The 15,289-nt window shown below is 71.0% G+C and carries 16 protein-coding genes and 1 riboswitch; of the genes, 8 read left to right on the forward strand and 8 right to left on the reverse strand.

Annotated elements, in window-relative coordinates:
* Position 1 precedes the first annotated feature (1 nt).
* The gene (locus tag CACI_RS53765) at positions 2–127 is read right to left on the reverse strand and encodes a hypothetical protein (RefSeq protein WP_263053455.1); all 126 of its coding nucleotides are present in this window, start codon (positions 125–127) and stop codon (positions 2–4) included.
* 89 nt (positions 128–216) lie between these two features.
* Here CACI_RS53765 and CACI_RS40085 point away from each other — a divergent pair, with 89 nt between their 5' ends.
* From CACI_RS40085 to CACI_RS40115, 7 genes are all read left to right on the forward strand, one after another.
* Entirely contained in the window at positions 217–447 is a 231-nt protein-coding gene (locus CACI_RS40085) for a glucose PTS transporter subunit EIIB (protein WP_015796661.1), read from the forward strand.
* A 76-nt stretch (positions 448–523) separates the two neighbouring features.
* The gene (locus CACI_RS40090; RefSeq protein ID WP_015796662.1) at positions 524–973 is read left to right on the forward strand and encodes a PTS sugar transporter subunit IIA; all 450 of its coding nucleotides are present in this window, start codon (positions 524–526) and stop codon (positions 971–973) included.
* A gap of 29 nt (positions 974–1,002) precedes the next feature.
* Positions 1,003–1,269, forward strand: coding sequence for an HPr family phosphocarrier protein (locus CACI_RS40095; protein WP_015796663.1), 267 nt, complete (start codon positions 1,003–1,005; stop codon positions 1,267–1,269).
* Positions 1,262–2,992, forward strand: coding sequence for a phosphoenolpyruvate--protein phosphotransferase (gene ptsP / locus CACI_RS40100; RefSeq protein WP_015796664.1), 1,731 nt, complete (start codon positions 1,262–1,264; stop codon positions 2,990–2,992). Before CACI_RS40095 ends, ptsP begins: the two co-directional genes overlap by 8 nt.
* Positions 2,993–3,014: 22 nt before the next feature.
* The gene (locus tag CACI_RS40105) at positions 3,015–3,641 is read left to right on the forward strand and encodes an HD domain-containing protein (RefSeq protein ID WP_015796665.1); all 627 of its coding nucleotides are present in this window, start codon (positions 3,015–3,017) and stop codon (positions 3,639–3,641) included.
* Between the two features lie 86 nt (positions 3,642–3,727).
* Positions 3,728–4,744 carry an NAD(P)/FAD-dependent oxidoreductase gene (locus CACI_RS40110; protein WP_015796666.1) on the forward strand — a complete coding sequence of 339 codons (1,017 nt, stop codon included), beginning with the start codon at positions 3,728–3,730 and terminating at the stop codon, positions 4,742–4,744.
* Positions 4,734–5,030 carry a DUF4031 domain-containing protein gene (locus CACI_RS40115; protein WP_015796667.1) on the forward strand — a complete coding sequence of 99 codons (297 nt, stop codon included), beginning with the start codon at positions 4,734–4,736 and terminating at the stop codon, positions 5,028–5,030. Before CACI_RS40110 ends, CACI_RS40115 begins: the two co-directional genes overlap by 11 nt.
* Positions 5,031–5,260: 230 nt before the next feature.
* Here CACI_RS40115 and CACI_RS40120 read toward each other — a convergent pair whose 3' ends face one another.
* The 6 genes from CACI_RS40120 to thrC form a co-directional block, all read right to left on the reverse strand.
* Complete coding sequence (locus CACI_RS40120; RefSeq protein WP_190276687.1) at positions 5,261–8,056, reverse strand: ATP-binding protein; 2,796 nt, start codon at positions 8,054–8,056, stop codon at positions 5,261–5,263.
* A gap of 230 nt (positions 8,057–8,286) precedes the next feature.
* The gene (locus tag CACI_RS40125; protein WP_015796669.1) at positions 8,287–8,835 is read right to left on the reverse strand and encodes a Uma2 family endonuclease; all 549 of its coding nucleotides are present in this window, start codon (positions 8,833–8,835) and stop codon (positions 8,287–8,289) included.
* A 230-nt stretch (positions 8,836–9,065) separates the two neighbouring features.
* Positions 9,066–10,691, reverse strand: coding sequence for a chaperonin GroEL (gene groL / locus CACI_RS40130; RefSeq protein WP_015796670.1), 1,626 nt, complete (start codon positions 10,689–10,691; stop codon positions 9,066–9,068).
* Positions 10,692–11,055: 364 nt separating this feature from the next.
* The gene (locus tag CACI_RS40135) at positions 11,056–11,259 is read right to left on the reverse strand and encodes a cold-shock protein (RefSeq protein WP_015796671.1); all 204 of its coding nucleotides are present in this window, start codon (positions 11,257–11,259) and stop codon (positions 11,056–11,058) included.
* Between the two features lie 352 nt (positions 11,260–11,611).
* On the reverse strand, positions 11,612–11,887 hold the full coding sequence (locus CACI_RS40140; RefSeq protein ID WP_015796672.1) for a ubiquitin-like small modifier protein 1: 276 nt from the start codon (positions 11,885–11,887) through the stop codon (positions 11,612–11,614).
* Positions 11,888–11,954: 67 nt separating this feature from the next.
* Entirely contained in the window at positions 11,955–13,205 is a 1,251-nt protein-coding gene (gene thrC / locus CACI_RS40145; protein WP_015796673.1) for a threonine synthase, read from the reverse strand.
* A gap of 15 nt (positions 13,206–13,220) precedes the next feature.
* Positions 13,221–13,353, reverse strand: a riboswitch (SAM riboswitch).
* 154 nt (positions 13,354–13,507) lie between these two features.
* Here thrC and CACI_RS40150 point away from each other — a divergent pair.
* Positions 13,508–14,536 (forward strand): glucosyl-3-phosphoglycerate synthase, encoded by a 1,029-nt coding sequence (locus tag CACI_RS40150; protein ID WP_015796674.1) that lies wholly within the window; start codon positions 13,508–13,510, stop codon positions 14,534–14,536.
* Here the strand turns inward: CACI_RS40150 and CACI_RS46765 are convergent.
* A complete protein-coding gene (locus tag CACI_RS46765) occupies positions 14,448–15,233 on the reverse strand; it encodes an ArsR/SmtB family transcription factor (RefSeq protein ID WP_190276688.1) in 786 nt (261 codons plus the stop codon). The genes CACI_RS40150 and CACI_RS46765 overlap by 89 nt on opposite strands.
* Positions 15,234–15,289 lie beyond the last annotated feature (56 nt).

Raw genomic sequence — 15,289 nt, forward strand, 5'->3', positions numbered from 1 at the left:
ACTAGACCACCGGCGCCACATCGGTGTCAACTGGTGCCAACCGCTCGCGGGCCGGCGGGGAAGCCCGCCGCCGGCCGCGGCGCGCCACCTGCCCCCACAGACGGCGCAACGCCTTCAGAACGGTCAAGCTTTGACATGGTACGTGGGTTAATGTCCGATGTGTCACCAACCCGGGCGCGCTCCCTCGCGCACCCGGGGCGAGTTAGGAGAGTTGCCGTGAGCAAGGCCGAGCAGATCATCGCCGGACTGGGCGGCGCCGACAACATCGTCGAGCTGGAACCCTGCATCACCCGGCTGCGCACCGAGGTGCGCGACGGCTCCAAGGTCAACGAGGCCGTGCTGAAGGCGGCCGGGGCGCACGGGGTGATGAAGGTCGGGAACAACGTGCAGGTGGTGGTCGGCCCGGAGGCGGACACCATCGCCAACGACATCGAGGACCTGATGTAGCGGTGCGTCCGCCCCGGCACCGGCCCCGCGCGTGCGCACCCATCGGCGAGAAGCGCCCCGAGCACCAGTGAGCACCATGGACATCTACATCTCCTCCCCGCTGACCGGCACCGCCATCGGCCTGGCCGAGGTCCCCGACCCGGTGTTCGCCGGATCCATGGTGGGCCCCGGCGCCGCCGTCGATCCCGAGCGCGCGCCGCAGGTCGCCGTGGCCCCGATCGCCGGCCGGCTGGTCAAGCTCAAGCCGCACGCCTTCGTCGTGCAGTCCGCGGACGGCCGCGGCGTGCTGGTCCACCTGGGCATCGACACGGTGAACCTGGAGGGCCGCGGCTTCGAGCTGATCGCGGTCGAGGGCGAGCAGCTGCGGGCCGGCCAGCCGATCGTCACCTGGAACCCGGCCGAGGTCGAGGCCGGCGGGCTGTCGCCGGTCAGCCCGGTGATCGCGCTGGACGCGGAGTCCGCGGCGATCGACGCGATCGTCAACGGCGCCGTGGCCGCCGGCGACGAGCTGTTCCACTGGCGCTGACCCGCCCCGGACCCTAAGGACCCTGAAGAATGCCCCAGCGCACCGTGACCGTGGCCTCCAAGGTGGGGCTGCACGCCCGCCCCGCGGCGGTCTTCGTGAAGAAGGCCAGCGAGCTCCCGGTCCCGGTGACCCTGGCTAAGGACGGCGGCAAGCCGGTGAACGCCAAGTCGATGCTCGCGGTGATGTCCCTGGACGTGCGCGGCGGCGAGCGGGTCACGCTGGCCGCCGACGGCGAGGGCGCGGCGGCGGCCGTGGACGAGCTGGCCGAGCTGCTGGAGACCAACCTCGATGGGTGAGCGGGCGTCCTCAGGGCTCGAGCGGTCCGAGGCGGTGCGGACGGCGGAAACAGCCGAGTACGAGGGCGTCGGCGTGGGCACCGCCGCGGTCGCCGGACCGGTCGCCCGCATGGGCCAGGCGCCGCCGGAGCCGCCGGACGTCCCGGCCGCGGGCGACCCCGCCGAGGAGTGCGCGAAGGCCCTCGCCGCGCTGGCCGCGGTCGCCGCCGACCTGCGCGCCCGCGGCACGGCGGCCGGCGGCGCCACCGCCGACGTGCTGGAAGCCCAGGCCATGATCGCCGAGGACCCGGAGCTGGCGGACGGCGTGAGGTCCCGCACCGACGCCGGGAAGACCGCGGCCCGCGCCGTCCACGAGACCTTCGCCGTGTTCCACGAGACGTTCGCCGCCCTCGGCGACTACATGGCCGGCCGCGTCGCCGACCTCGACGACATCGCCGCCCGCGCGGTCGCCGTCGCCTCCGGCGTGCCGGTGCCGGGACCGCCGTGCCGCGAGGAGCCCTATGTCCTGCTCGCCGCCGACCTCGCGCCGGCCGACACCGCCCTGCTCGACCGGCGCCTGGTCCTGGCCCTGGTCACCGCCGAGGGCGGCCCGACCTCGCACACCGCGATCCTGGCCCGCGCCATGGGCATCCCCGCCGTCGTCGGCGCCGCCGGGGTCCTGGCGCTGACCGACGGCACGCCGGTGCTGGTCGACGCCGCGGCCGGGACGGTGGTCGCGCATCCCTCGACCGAGGCGATGGAGGCGGCGATCGCGCGCTGCTGCGCGGACGCGGCGGCGGCGGCGCTCACCGGACCGGGACGGACCTCGGACGGCACGCCGGTGAAGCTGCTGGCGAACATCGGCGGTCCCGAGGACGTGCCGGCGGCACTGGTGTCCGGCGCGGAGGGCGTCGGCCTGTTCCGGACCGAGTTCCTGTATCTGGACACGGACGAACCGCCGACCTTCGACGCGCAGGTCAAGATCTATAAAGAGGTGTTCGACGCGTTCGGCGAGGACACCCGCGTGGTGGTGCGGACCCTGGACGCCGGGGCGGACAAGCCGCTGCCGTTCGTCCGGCTCGGCGAGGAGCCGAACCCGGCTCTGGGCGTCCGCGGGCTCCGCGCGTTCCGCGCCTTCGGAGGACGCAACGAGGCGATCCTGCGCACGCAGCTGCTGGCGATCCGCGAGGCGGCCGGGACCAGCGCCCCCGAGGTCTGGGTGATGGCGCCGATGGTCGACGAGGTGACCGAGGCGGAGTGGTTCTGCGAGCTGGCCGCCGCCTGCGGTCTGGACGTGGCCGGCGGCCGCGTCGGCATCATGGTCGAGACCCCCGCCTCCGCCCTGACCGCCGGGGCGATCCTGGCCGGGCGCACCGGCTTCGCCTCGATCGGCACCAACGACCTGACGCAGTACACGATGGCCGCCGACCGCGTGCTCGGCGCCGTCGGGGCGCTGCAGGACCCGTGGCATCCGGCGGTCCTGCAGCTGATCGGCGCGGCCGGGAGCGCCGGCGCGGCGGCCGGCAAGCCGCTCGGGGTGTGCGGCGAGGCCGCCGCCGACCCGCTGCTGGCCTGCGTCCTGGTCGGGCTGGGAGTGCGCTCCTTGTCTATGGCGCCCTCGGCGATCGCGGAGGTGCGGGCGGCTCTGGCGGCGCGGAGCCTCGAGGACTGCACGGCGATGGCGGCGCGCGCCGCGGGCTCGGCGACCGCCTGGGACGCCCGGAAAGCGGCGTTGCGGTCGTGATCGATCGGCGTAGGCTGCGACCATGGCGCTGACGCTGCATGATCGCTGGCTGACCCTGGCGGGCATCACCCCGGAGAGCATCCGCCTGGGCGACGAGCTCATCGCCCGCTGGGCCGAACCCCACCGCCGGTACCACACCCTGGACCACTTGGTCCGCGTGCTGGACGGCGTGGACGAGTTCGGCGACCACGCCGAGGACGTCGCGGCGGTGCGGTACGCGGCGTGGTTCCACGACGCGGTCTACGACGGCGGCGCGGCGAGCGCCGACAACGAGGAACTGAGCGCGCAGCTGGCCGAGACGGAGCTGCCGGCCCTGGGCGTGCCCGAGCAGCAGGTCGCGGAGGTCGCGCGGCTGGTGCGGCTGACGAAGGGGCACGCGGTCGCCGACGGAGACCGGAACGGCGCGGTGCTCTGCGACGCGGATCTCGCGGTGCTCGGCGGCGATGCGGCGGCGTACGGCGCCTACGCGGAAGCGATTCGGCAGGAGTACGCGGAGGTACCTGACGAGCTTTTCCGTCCGGGGCGCGCCGCGGTGCTGCGCGGGCTGCTGGAGCTGCCGCAGCTGTTCCGCACGCCGGTCGCGGTGGAGCGGTATGACGCCAAGGCTCGGGCGAATCTGAGTGCTGAGATCGCCGAGTTGGAGCGGTAGCGGGTTCCCCTTCGACTTGCCAAGTCGGCAAGGTGGCTTGCCACCCGACGGGCCGGAAGCGCATCGTCGGTGGCGGAGGTGATCGCATGTCTTCCCCGATCAGCACTGATCAGCTCAACGAAAACGCGAACCAGAACGAGAACCACAGCGAGAACGAGAGCCAGACTTACGACGTCGTCATCATCGGCGGCGGTGCCGCAGGCCTGTCCGCCGCGCTGATGCTCGGCCGCGCACGCCGCCGGGTCCTCGTCGTCGACGCCCGCGCGCCGCGCAACGCCAACGCCGGCCACATGCACGGCTACCTGTCGCGGGACGGCATGCCGCCGCTGGAGCTGCTGGAGCACGGCCGCGACGAGGTGCTGTCCTACGGCGGCGTGATCGTGACCGACTTCGCGGAGAAGGCCGAGCGCACCGCGGAGGGATTCCACGTCACGCTCGCCAGCGGCTGCACCGCCACCGGACGGCAGCTGCTGGTCGCCACCGGCCTGACCGACGTGCTGCCGGACATCCCCGGCCTGGCCGAGCTGTGGGCGCGGGACGTGCACGTCTGCCCCTACTGCGACGGCTGGGAGGTCCGGGACGGCGCGCTGGCGACGGTCGCGACCGGACCGTTCTCGACGCACCACACCCTGCTGCTCCGGCAGTGGAGCGCGGACCTGGTGTACTTCCTCAACGGCCAGCCGCTCGACGACGCCGACCGCGCGAAGCTCACGGCGCGCGGGGTGCGCGTCGAGGAGCAGCCGCTGCGGCGACTGGTCACGAGCGAGGGCCGGCTGAGCGCGCTGGAGCTGGCGGACGGCACGCGCGTCGAGCGCGAGACCGTGTTCCTGGTGCCGGCTTTCGAAGCCAACGGAACGCTGCTGGACGCGCTCGGGTGCGAGAAGGATCCGGAGACCGGCTGGGTCTCGACGGGAATCGGCGGGCGCACGTCGGTCCCCGGCGTGTGGGCCGCGGGCAACGTCGCGGACCCGACCAACGGGGTCATCGCGGCGGCCGGCGCGGCGACGATGACCGCCGCGCAGATCAACGCCGCGTTGGTGGAAGCGGATGTGGCGGCGGACGTGGAAGCCATGAGGGCCGCCGCGACCACCGATGTGCTTTGATGACGGCGTGATCCTCATCGACCCGCCGACCTGGCCCGGCCACGGTCGGCTGTGGTCGCACCTGGTGAGCGACACCTCGTTCGCGGAGCTGCACGCGTTCGCCGAGCAGCTGGGCGTCCCGCCGCGCGGCTTCGAGCGCGACCACTACGACCTGCCATCCACGCTCTACGACAAGGCGATCGCGGCCGGCGCCACACCGGTTCGCTCCCGTGAGCTGCTCCAGCGGTTGACAGCAGCCGGACTGCGCCGTCCCAAACACCCGAGGCGCCCCCGCGACGCCGGCTAGCAAGACGCGGACGCACCTCAGCCCCAGGCATGCCGGACCCGGCGCCCCTGGCGGGAAGCGCCGGGTCAGAACCCTGCGATCCTATTGCCCCGCGGCGCTTCCCAGCGCCACAAGCTCAGCCGGGGCACCGCACCTGAGCAAACGGATCCGGCGGCTGTATGCGTGCCCTGATGAACGTCGCCGGTGACAAGCCGTAGCCAACCATCAATACACAAGCCGAAAGCCCTGCTCTAAGCCCGCCGCCGCGACCGCACCATCGTCCGCGACCGCCAGCGCCGCCATCCCCGCCGCATCCGCCGCGAGGTCCCGGCCTGCTGCATCTCGAAGCTCGCCGCCGCTTCCTTCGCCTCGGCCTCGGCCCGTGCCGCCGCCGCACGGTCGCCGGTCGCGCGCAGGGCTTTCGCGAGATCGGCGAGGATCTCAGCCTCCTGCCACGGCTCCTCGTAGCGCGCCGCCGTGGCCGCCGCGTCCCGGTACAGGCGCACGGCGTCCGTCGTCCGGCCCTGGGCCATCCACACCGAGGCCTGCATCCAGTGCACGCGCATCAAGCCCCACGGGTCCTGGTAGCGCTCGGCGAGTGCGGCGGCGTCCTCCAGGTGCTGGTCGGCGACGTCCAGGCGGCCCTCCTCGCGGCGGGCCCAGGCCAGGACGCGCAGCGTGTAGCTCTCCCAGAGGCCGAGGCCCAGGTGCTGGAACGTCTCCAGCACCGGCATCATCAGCTCCACCGCCTCCTCGACACGCCCCTGCTCCAGGCGGAGCATCGCCAGGCGGCGGGCGACGACGGCGGTCCAGTAGCGGTAGCCGGAGTCGTTGAAGGTGTCGAAGGACTGCCACATCAGCGCCTCGGCCTCGATCGGCCGGTGCTGGCGCAGGCGGAGCATGGCCAGGTCGAAGACCGCCGAGGCGCGCCAGTACCAGTGGCCGAGCTCGGTCAGGGTGTCCACGGCCGAGGTCAGCTGCTGCTCGGCTTCGGCGAACTTGTAGCGGCGGTTCAGCAGCACGCCGAGGTCGCGGCGGGCCCGCGCGGCTTCGGCGGGCTGGCGCACGTCCCAGTCCGCGCCCTGGTCCACCGCGTCGCCCTCGAACAGCGCGAGCGCGGCGCGGATCGCCTCCTCGGCGTCGGTGAACCGGCGCAGTCCGGCGTAGGCCTCGCACAGATCGCGCAGGACGCGCGCCTCGGCGAGCTTGTTGCCCAGCGCGCGGGACAGTTCGAGCGCCTGCTCCAGCTCGTGGACGGCGGCGGCGAACCGGCCGGCGAAGTAGTGCCCGCGGCCTATCCAGCGCAGGGTGTAGGCCTCGCCGGGGCGGTGGCCGATCTCGCGGCACAGCCGCAGCGCGATCGTGAAGTGCTGTTCGGCCTCGTCGAAGCGGTCCTGGTAGTGGCGCAGGACGCCGTAGCCCTGCTGGATGATCGACTCGGCACGGCGGTCGCCGCGGCGGGCGGCGGCGTCCAGGCCGTTGCGCAGCACGTCGTCCCAGCGGTTCCAGACGGTGTAGACGGTCTCCAGCACCCGGGCCAGCACCACCGACAGTTCCCAGCACAGGTCCCACAGCTCGGCCTCGTGCGTGCGCTCGACCATGCGCCCCAGCCGGCGGCAGTCGCCGAGCAGCCAGCGGGTCGGTCCGTACTCGGCGTAGCGGAGCAGGGCGGGGTCGTCGACGTGCCAGTGCTCGGCGCTGGAAGGCAGCGCGCCGCCGTCGCGGCCGTGGCGCGGGACGGTGGGGTCGGTGAGGTGCTCGGCGTATTCGGCCAGGGCGAGGAAGGCGCCGCCGAGCCGGGCCAGGGCGACGCGCTGGTCCTCGGGCGTCTCCTCGGCGGCGAGGCGTTCCTCGGCGTATTCGCGGACGAGAGCGTGGAAGCGGTACTCGGTGCCGTTGGACCCGCCACGCGCCGCACGTTCCAGAAGCTGCGCTTCCACGAGGTCTTCCATGACCTCCAGCGCGTCGGCGACCGGGATGTCGAGCAGCGGCGCCGGAGCCCACTCGCGCAGGGATATGGAGGGGAACAGGGTCAGCAGCCGGAAGGCCTGGCGGCTGCGGGCACTGAGCTCGGCGTAGGAGACCTCGATGGCGTCGCGGACGCGGACGTCGCCGGAGCGGAACTCGTCGAGGCTGAGCCGGTCGGCGAGTTCGGCCAGCGTGCGGTGGCCGTCGGCGGCCAGCCGGGCGGCGACCAGGCGCAGCGCGAGCGGCAGACCGCCGCAGGCGCGGATGATCTGGCGCGCGGCGTCGGGCTCCTCCTCGACCCGGCGGGCGCCGACGTGGCGGATGAGGAGTTCGCGCAGGGAGTCGTCGTCGAGGCCGCCGACCGTGAAGGGCACAGCTTCCAGCAGCCCCAACGGACGCCGGCTGGTGATCACGGTCGCGCAGCCACGCACCCGCGCCAGCAGCGGACGCACCTGCGCGGCGGATTTCGCATCGTCGAGCACGACCAGCACCCGGCGTCCGACGAGGCGGTCGAAGTAGAGCCGCCGCCGCGCCTCCTCCTCCGGAGGCACCTCCCCCGCCCGCACCCCGAGCGCGGCGAGCAGCCGGCCGAGCGCCGTCGCCGGATCCGGCGCGTCGAGCCCGCTGGTCCCGCCGGCACTGAGCGAGAGATGCAGCACCCCGCCGGGATACTCACTGCGCACCTCCTCGGCGAACTGCACCGCCAGCGAGGTCTTGCCCACGCCGCCCATGCCGTACAAGGCCAGCACCGGCGCCCCGCGCCCGTCGTTGGCCGTCCGCCGCAACATGTCCCGCAACTGATCTAGCTGCAGCCGCCGCCCCACGAACTGCTCATCAGCCGGCGGCAACTCCAGACTCAAAGGCGCGGCGCCGTCAACGACCCGCGAATCCGGCCACCCCGCCCGCCGATCCTCAGAAGCCTTCTTCTCCGCCCCCTCCGAGATCAGCCACTCAGTCCCGATCGCCAGAATCCCCGTGATCAGCGACACCGCAATGAGCGCCAGCGTCCACACGACGAGGTTCCCCCGCGCCGACACCTGCAAAATGATCGCGCCAGACGTGACAATGGTGTTCCCCACCACCAAAATGAACCGCCGCCGCTGCCCCGCACTCAGCCGCACCAACCGCCGCGGACGATTCAGCCACCGAAAGAAGCGATGACGCCCACGCGGACCTAGGGGCATGCCGTCCTCTCGACCCTGGGCGATCCCGTCTGTCACGCCGACCCTCCAATTACGCCAGAGAGCTGACATACGAACAAGGCCCGCCCGGCACTCGGATACGGGCAACAGGCCGGCGCCCGGCGGAATCAGCCGGCCCGCGGCGCGAAATCGGTCAGGACGAAGCAGAACGGCGCGGGGAGTTCGAGGTCTGTGCCGAAAGGGACGCGGATGTCCGCGCGGTAGTCCTGGGCTTCGACATCGGGCTGGCTGAACAGGACGGTCTCTCGCCGATCGCGGTCGATCAGCAGGTAAATCGGGATACCCGCCGCGGCGTACGCGCAACGCTTGGTCTCCCGATCATCCTCCGGCGCGGACGAGGTCACCTCGACGAGCATGAGACTCCCGGCAGACGTGCCCCACGACGGCGCGCCAGCGAACGAGCCGGGTTCGGCGACGGTCAAGTCCGCGATGAAGTTGCCGAAGGGCGTTTCCAGGCCTCGATGGCCCGAGATCTCGGTGTCGACTGCCGCATCACGGATCAGTTGCTTGGTCACTTTCGCCAGAACCTCCGCATGCGACCCAGGCGGTGGCGGGCTGACCACGATCCGTCCGGCGATGAGTTCTGCGCGGTAGTTGGGGTGAAGCTCCGCGTCGAACTCGTGAAAGAGCTGCCGTTCTTGCGCGGAGACCGCCATCAGGGACCGTCGACTGCCACCGTGGGCATCGGAATGTGCTGCTGTGATCACCCTCGAAGGCTTGCACTCGCAGGCAATCCGCGATCCAGCGAATGGAGAATTTCACCCGTCAGTGTCGCCACCCGCCCGAGCCCGAACACGCCGAAAGGCGGCCCCGGCCGAAGCCGGAGCCGCCTTTCGTGTGCTGCGTCCTACGCGTCCTACCGTTGCGCGGGGTTCTGAGCCGGGGCTCAGAAGTCCATGTCGCCGCCGGGCATGCCGCCGCCGGCCGCGGCCGCGGCCTTCTCCGGCTTGTCGGCGATGACCGCTTCGGTGGTCAGGAACAGCGCGGCGATGGAGGCCGCGTTCTGCAGGGCGGAGCGGGTGACCTTCGCCGGGTCGAGGATGCCGGCCTTGATCATGTCCACGTACTCGCCGGTGGCGGCGTTCAGGCCGAAGCCGGACTCCAGGCCGCGCACCTTCTCGACCACGACGCCGCCCTCGAGGCCGGCGTTGACCGAGATCTGCTTGAGCGGGGCCTCCAGGGCCAGGCGCACGATGTTCGCGCCGGTGGCCTCGTCGCCCGCCAGGTCCAGCTTCTCGAAGGCCTTGCGGCCGGCCTGCAGCAGGGCCACGCCGCCGCCGGCGACGATGCCCTCCTCGACGGCCGCCTTGGCGTTGCGCACGGCGTCCTCGATGCGGTGCTTGCGCTCCTTGAGCTCGACCTCGGTCGCCGCTCCGGCCTTGATCACCGCGACGCCGCCGGCCAGCTTGGCCAGGCGCTCCTGCAGCTTCTCGCGGTCGTAGTCGGAGTCCGACTTCTCGATCTCGGCGCGGATCTGGTTCTTGCGGCCCTCGATGGAGTCGCTGTCGCCGTCGCCGTCCACGATCGTGGTCTCGTCCTTGGTCACCACGACCTTGCGGGCCTTGCCCAGCATCTCCAGGCCGACGGAGTCCAGCTTCAGGCCGACCTCCTCGGAGACGACCTGGCCGCCGGTCAGGATCGCGATGTCGCCGAGCATCGCCTTGCGGCGGTCGCCGAAGCCGGGAGCCTTGACCGCGACGGACTTGAAGGTGCCGCGGATCTTGTTCACGACCAGGGTGGCCAGCGCCTCGCCCTCGACGTCCTCGGCGATGATGACCAGCGGCTTGCCGCTCTGCATCACCTTCTCCAGGATCGGCAGGACGTCCTTGACGTTGCCGATCTTGGAGTTCGCGATGAGCAGGTAGGGGTCGTCGAAGGACGTCTCCATCCGCTCCAGGTCGGTGGCGAAGTAGGGCGAGATGTAGCCCTTGTCGAAGCGCATGCCCTCGGTGAGCTCCAGCTCCAGACCGAAGGTGTTGCTCTCCTCGACGGTGATGACGCCTTCCTTGCCGGCCTTGTCCATCGCCTCGGCGATCATGTCGCCGATCGCGGTGTCGGCGGCGGAGATCGAGGCGGTCGCGGCGATCTGCTCGCGGGTCTCGACGTCCTTGGCCATCCCGGACAGCTCGGAGGACACCGCCTCCACAGCCGCCTCGATGCCGCGCTTGAGCGCCATCGGGTTCGCCCCGGCGGCCACGTTGCGCAGGCCCTCCCGGACCAGCGCCTGGGCCAGCACGGTGGCGGTGGTGGTGCCGTCGCCCGCGACGTCGTCGGTCTTCTTGGCGACTTCCTTGACGAGCTCGGCGCCGATCTTCTCGTACGGGTCCTCGAGCTCGATCTCCTTGGCGATCGACACACCGTCGTTGGTGATCGTGGGGGCGCCCCACTTCTTCTCCAGCACGACGTTGCGCCCGCGCGGGCCGAGGGTCACCTTGACCGCGTCCGCGAGCTGGTTCATGCCGCGCTCGAGACCGCGACGGGCCTCTTCGTCGAACGCGATGATCTTCGACATTGTGGTACAGACCTCCCACACCAGGGATTCCTTGGCGAACCGCCAGGCGCCCGCGACGGACGGCCCGCCGTCCGTCCGGTCCCTGCCGGCGGACGTTGTCCGGACCTCGCCTGAGAGGTTCTCTCACTTGGCACTCTCGGTGTGAGACTGCCAAGGTCCATGATTAGCACTCTGGGTGGGCGAGTGCAAGCCGCCCCGGGAAAGCTTCAGGGCCCACCCCCGTGTGAGGCGGGAGTGGGCCCTGAAATACAGTGGTGCGGAGCCCTGCCGGTCGGGCGGCGGCGCGAAGCGTGTGAAAGGTCGCGACCCGGTGGTGGGAACCTGCGTCGATGTGTGGTCGCCGGCGGCGTCGGACGATGACTCGTCAGACGATGACCCGGACCATGTCGGCCTGCGGACCCTTCTGGCCCTGCGAGATCTCGAACTCGACGCGCTGGTTTTCCTCCAGGCTGCGGTAGCCGTCCATCTGGATCGCGCTGTAGTGGACGAAGACGTCCGACCCGCCGTCGACCGCGATGAACCCGTAGCCCTTCTCCGCGTTGAACCACTTGACGGTACCCTGAGCCATTCCGTACTCCCCTTGCTGCCGGCTCTAGACGGAGTGGGCTACCCCCTGTTGGAAACCCCACCCCATTTCCAGCCCGCACCCCGCGGGCCAGGGTCTGCGTTCGCCGCCGTACCACCCGCCGTACCAAGAGGGTTGAGCTGGAGGGATCTCGCCGAATCGTTCGACCGGCGCTGAGACTAGCCAATGTGACGTTCGGTACAACAGGCCTGGAGCTCAGAGATTATTCAGAGGTTCGTAAGCGGTGTGCCGACAAATGCGGACCGATCCCCGCGTATCTTCTCGCCCTGTTCACGGTGAGTAGATAACGATACGGGAACCGGTCCTGTTTCGAGCGCGCGAAAGCCCCGCCGCATCAGCCCCCTGCGACGGCCGGGATGATCGAGACGCTGCCGCCGGCGGGCACCGCGGTCCCCAGTCCCTCGGCGAAGCGGACGTCGTCGTCGTTGACATAGACGTTCACGAAACGCCGCAGCTTGCCGTCGTCGTCGAGGACGCGCGCGCGGATCCCGGTGTGGTCGGCCTCCAACTGATCGATCACCTCCGCCAGGGTACCCCCTGCCACCGACACCTCGGCCTTGCCGTCGGTGTAAGTACGCAGGATGGTGGGAATCCGTACGGTGATGCTCATAGCCATGCTCCTTACTCGATCCCCGGTTGGGGCATCATGCCGATGAAGATTGCGCGAACAACTCGGGTCAGAGCGTCGCGCGGAAGGCGTCCAGGGACGGCTTGATGGTCGCCGTGGGCCCGCAGTCGGACACCGCGTCGAGGGTCTTCAGCCCGTCGCCGGAGTTGATGACCACGGTCAGCGCCTCGGGGTCCAGCCGGCCGGCGTCGGCGAGCTTCTTCAGCACTCCGACGGTCACCCCGCCCGCGGTCTCGGCGAAGATGCCCTCGGTGCGCGCCAGCTGCTTCACGGCCGCGCGGATCTCGTCGTCGGTCACGTCCTCGACCGTGCCGCCGCTGCGCCGGGCGATGTCCAGCACGTAGGGACCGTCGGCCGGGTTGCCGATCGCCAGCGACTTGGCGATGGTGTCGGGCTGCCTGACCGGGCGGATCACGTCGATGCCGTCCTTGTACGCCTGCGAGACAGGGGCGCAGCCGGAGCCCTGGGCGCCGATCACCTTGTAGGGGGTGTCCTCGACCAGGCCGAGCTTGACCAGCTCGCGGAAGCCCTTGTCGATCTTCGTGAGCTGCGATCCGGAGGCCACCGGGACCACGATCTGCTCCGGCAGCCGCCAGCCGAGCTGCTCGGCGATCTCGTACGCCAGCGTCTTGGAGCCCTCGGCGTAGTACGGCCGCAGGTTGACGTTGACGAAGCCCCACTTCTCGCCGAGCTCGTCGCCGATCAGCTCGCTGCAGAAGCGGTTCACCTCGTCGTAGGTCCCGTCGATGGCGATCAGCCGGCCGCCGTAGACGGAGGCGACGACGATCTTCTCCTTCTCCAGGTCCGACGGGATGAAGACGCAGGAGTCCAGTCCCGCGCGCGCCGCCGCGGCGCCGACCGCGCCGGCCAGGTTGCCGGTGGAGGAGCAGGACAAGGTGGTGTAGCCGAAGGCGTGGGCGGCCTGGACGGCGATCGCCACGACGCGGTCCTTGAAGGAGTGCGTCGGGTTCCCGGAGTCGTCCTTCACGTGCAGGTTCGTCAGGCCGAGCTCGCGGCCGAGGTTGGTGGCGCGGACCAGGCGGGTCCAGCCGGGGTTCGTGGTGGGCCGCGTGGCGACGTCGGCCGGGACCGGGAGCAGCGGGGCGTAGCGCCAGATGGAGGCCGGGCCGGCCTCGATCTGCTCGCGGGTGACGGTCCCGAAGTCGTAGGAGATCTCCAGCGGGCCGAAACACTCTTCGCAGGCGAAGGTCGGGCCGAGGTCTGTGGTGTGGCCGCACTCACGACAGGACAGGTGCGCGGCCGAACCGAAGGGGGCGGCCGTAGAGAGGGTGCCGGACATGACGCGAGGTTCCTTTCCTCATCTTTCCCACGGCTCGGCGGCTGCCGGGTGGGCCGGAGTTGGCACCGCGCCGTGCCACGATGAGGTGGCAGAACGGATGGTTGCCGGAGCGTCGTAGGGCCGGTCCCTCAGCTCCTCTGGATGAGCGCTTATTAAGTTGTGGATCGAGCTGTTCCTTAGGAGCGTAAGCCTCCGGCGGCCTGGTGGGACCTACCCGTCCGGATCCCGAGACGACGGCGGGTCGGCCCGGTCGCCTACTCTGGAAGTGGTCGCCGAAGCCGATTTCAGAGTGGAGAACCCCGGTGCTGGAAGAGGTGGAGCGGTGGCTTGCCGCGCGCTCCTCGCAAGCGTCGGACTGGCCGCTCGAGCGGCTGCTGGCCGCGAAGGAGGCAGCCCGGGCGCGGATCAGCGTGGTCCTGCCCGCGCTGAACGAGCAGGAGACGGTCGGCGCGATCGTCGCGACCGTGCGCGAGGACCTGGTCGAGGCCGTGCCGCTGGTCGACGAACTGCTGGTGGTGGACTCCGGCTCCTCCGACCGCACCGCGGAGAACGCGGCGGCGGCCGGGGCGAAGGTGCTGCACCGGGACGAGATCCTCCCCGCCATCCCGTCGGTCCGCGGCAAGGGCGAGGTCTTGTGGCGCTCCCTGGCGGCGACCACCGGCGACCTGATCTGCTTCGTCGACGCCGACCTGAAGTCCTTCTCCTCCACGGTGGTCACCGGCGTGCTCGGACCGCTGCTGTGCGATCCGGACATCCACCTGGTCAAGGCGATGTACGACCGGCCGCTGGTGGCCGGCTCGGCGGTCCTGCCGGCCGGCGGCGGCCGGGTCACCGAGCTCGTGGCGCGGCCGATCCTGAACCTGCACTGGCCGCTGCTGGCCGGATTCGTGCAGCCGCTGGGCGGGGAGTACGCGGCGCGCCGCTCGCTGCTGGAGCGGCTGCCGTTCCCGACCGGCTACGGCGTCGAGACCGCGATGCTGATCGACACCCTGGCGCTGGTCGGGCTGGACGGCATGGCGCAGGTCGACGTGGGGGTCCGGCTGCACCACCACCAGGACGACGCGGGTCTGGGCCGGATGGCCAGCGAGATCATGCAGGTCGCGTGGGAGCGGCTCCAGCGCGACGGCCGGATAGTGCCCGGCGGGGACGACGCCCGCCCCCACACGCTGATGACGCAGTTCCACCGCGAGGCCGAGGGGTTCGCGCCGCGCTCGACCGACGTCACCGTGGTGGAGCGGCCGCCTATGCGGACGCTGATCCGGGGTCGGGACGGTCTTCCGTCTGACCCGTCTGATCCGTCTGATCCGTCTGACCCGCGGGCTTGGGCCTGAACCAGGAGACCAGGCCCTCGACCCGGACGCCGTCGGGGTCGCGCGGGAAATCGTCGAACTCGGCGATCAGCGCCTCCAGGCGCTGCTGGAAGTCGTCGGCGTTCGCCTCGGAGACGGTCGCCGACAGGTTCATCACGATGCCGCGCTTCTTCGCCGACTCCTCGTCCAGCTCCGGAAGGTCGAGCTCGACGGCGCGCAACATCCGGTCGCGGTAGTCGTTCAGGCTCCCGGCGATGATGTCGTGCATCGCCTCCCGGGTCGCGTCGATGTTCTCACCGGGGTTGATGGACAGCCCGGCCTGCATGGCCCGGTACTTGGTCTCGACGATGCCGGAGACCACCCGCGTCTCAGCGGCCTCGATCAGCCCGGCCTCCTGCAGCACCTTCAGATGCCGATAGAGCTTGGTCTGCGGCTGGTCGAGATCCTCCGCCAACTCCTTCGCCGACTTCGGCACCCGATCCCGGGACAGCGAACGCAGAATCGCCAACCGCGTGGGATCGGCGAGCGCCTTGATGGTGTCGATATCGGTGACGGTCCGCACCACCTCCTGCAGCAACGCCACCTGCTCGCGCGCATCGGAGACCTCCGCCCGCACCTCACGGAGCGCGCCGCGCACATCGGCCTTGGCGTCCGCGATGGCACGGCGCGTCACATGGAGCGCTCCGGCCAGGTCAGAGCTCGTTTCATCGCTGCCCATGCGCTCCATCTTGCCAGATGCTCACGGATGCGTCATCATTCACTCAAGCGTGAATG

Origin of the sequence: Catenulispora acidiphila DSM 44928, assembly GCF_000024025.1 — a bacterium.
Lineage (GTDB): Bacteria > Actinomycetota > Actinomycetes > Streptomycetales > Catenulisporaceae > Catenulispora > Catenulispora acidiphila.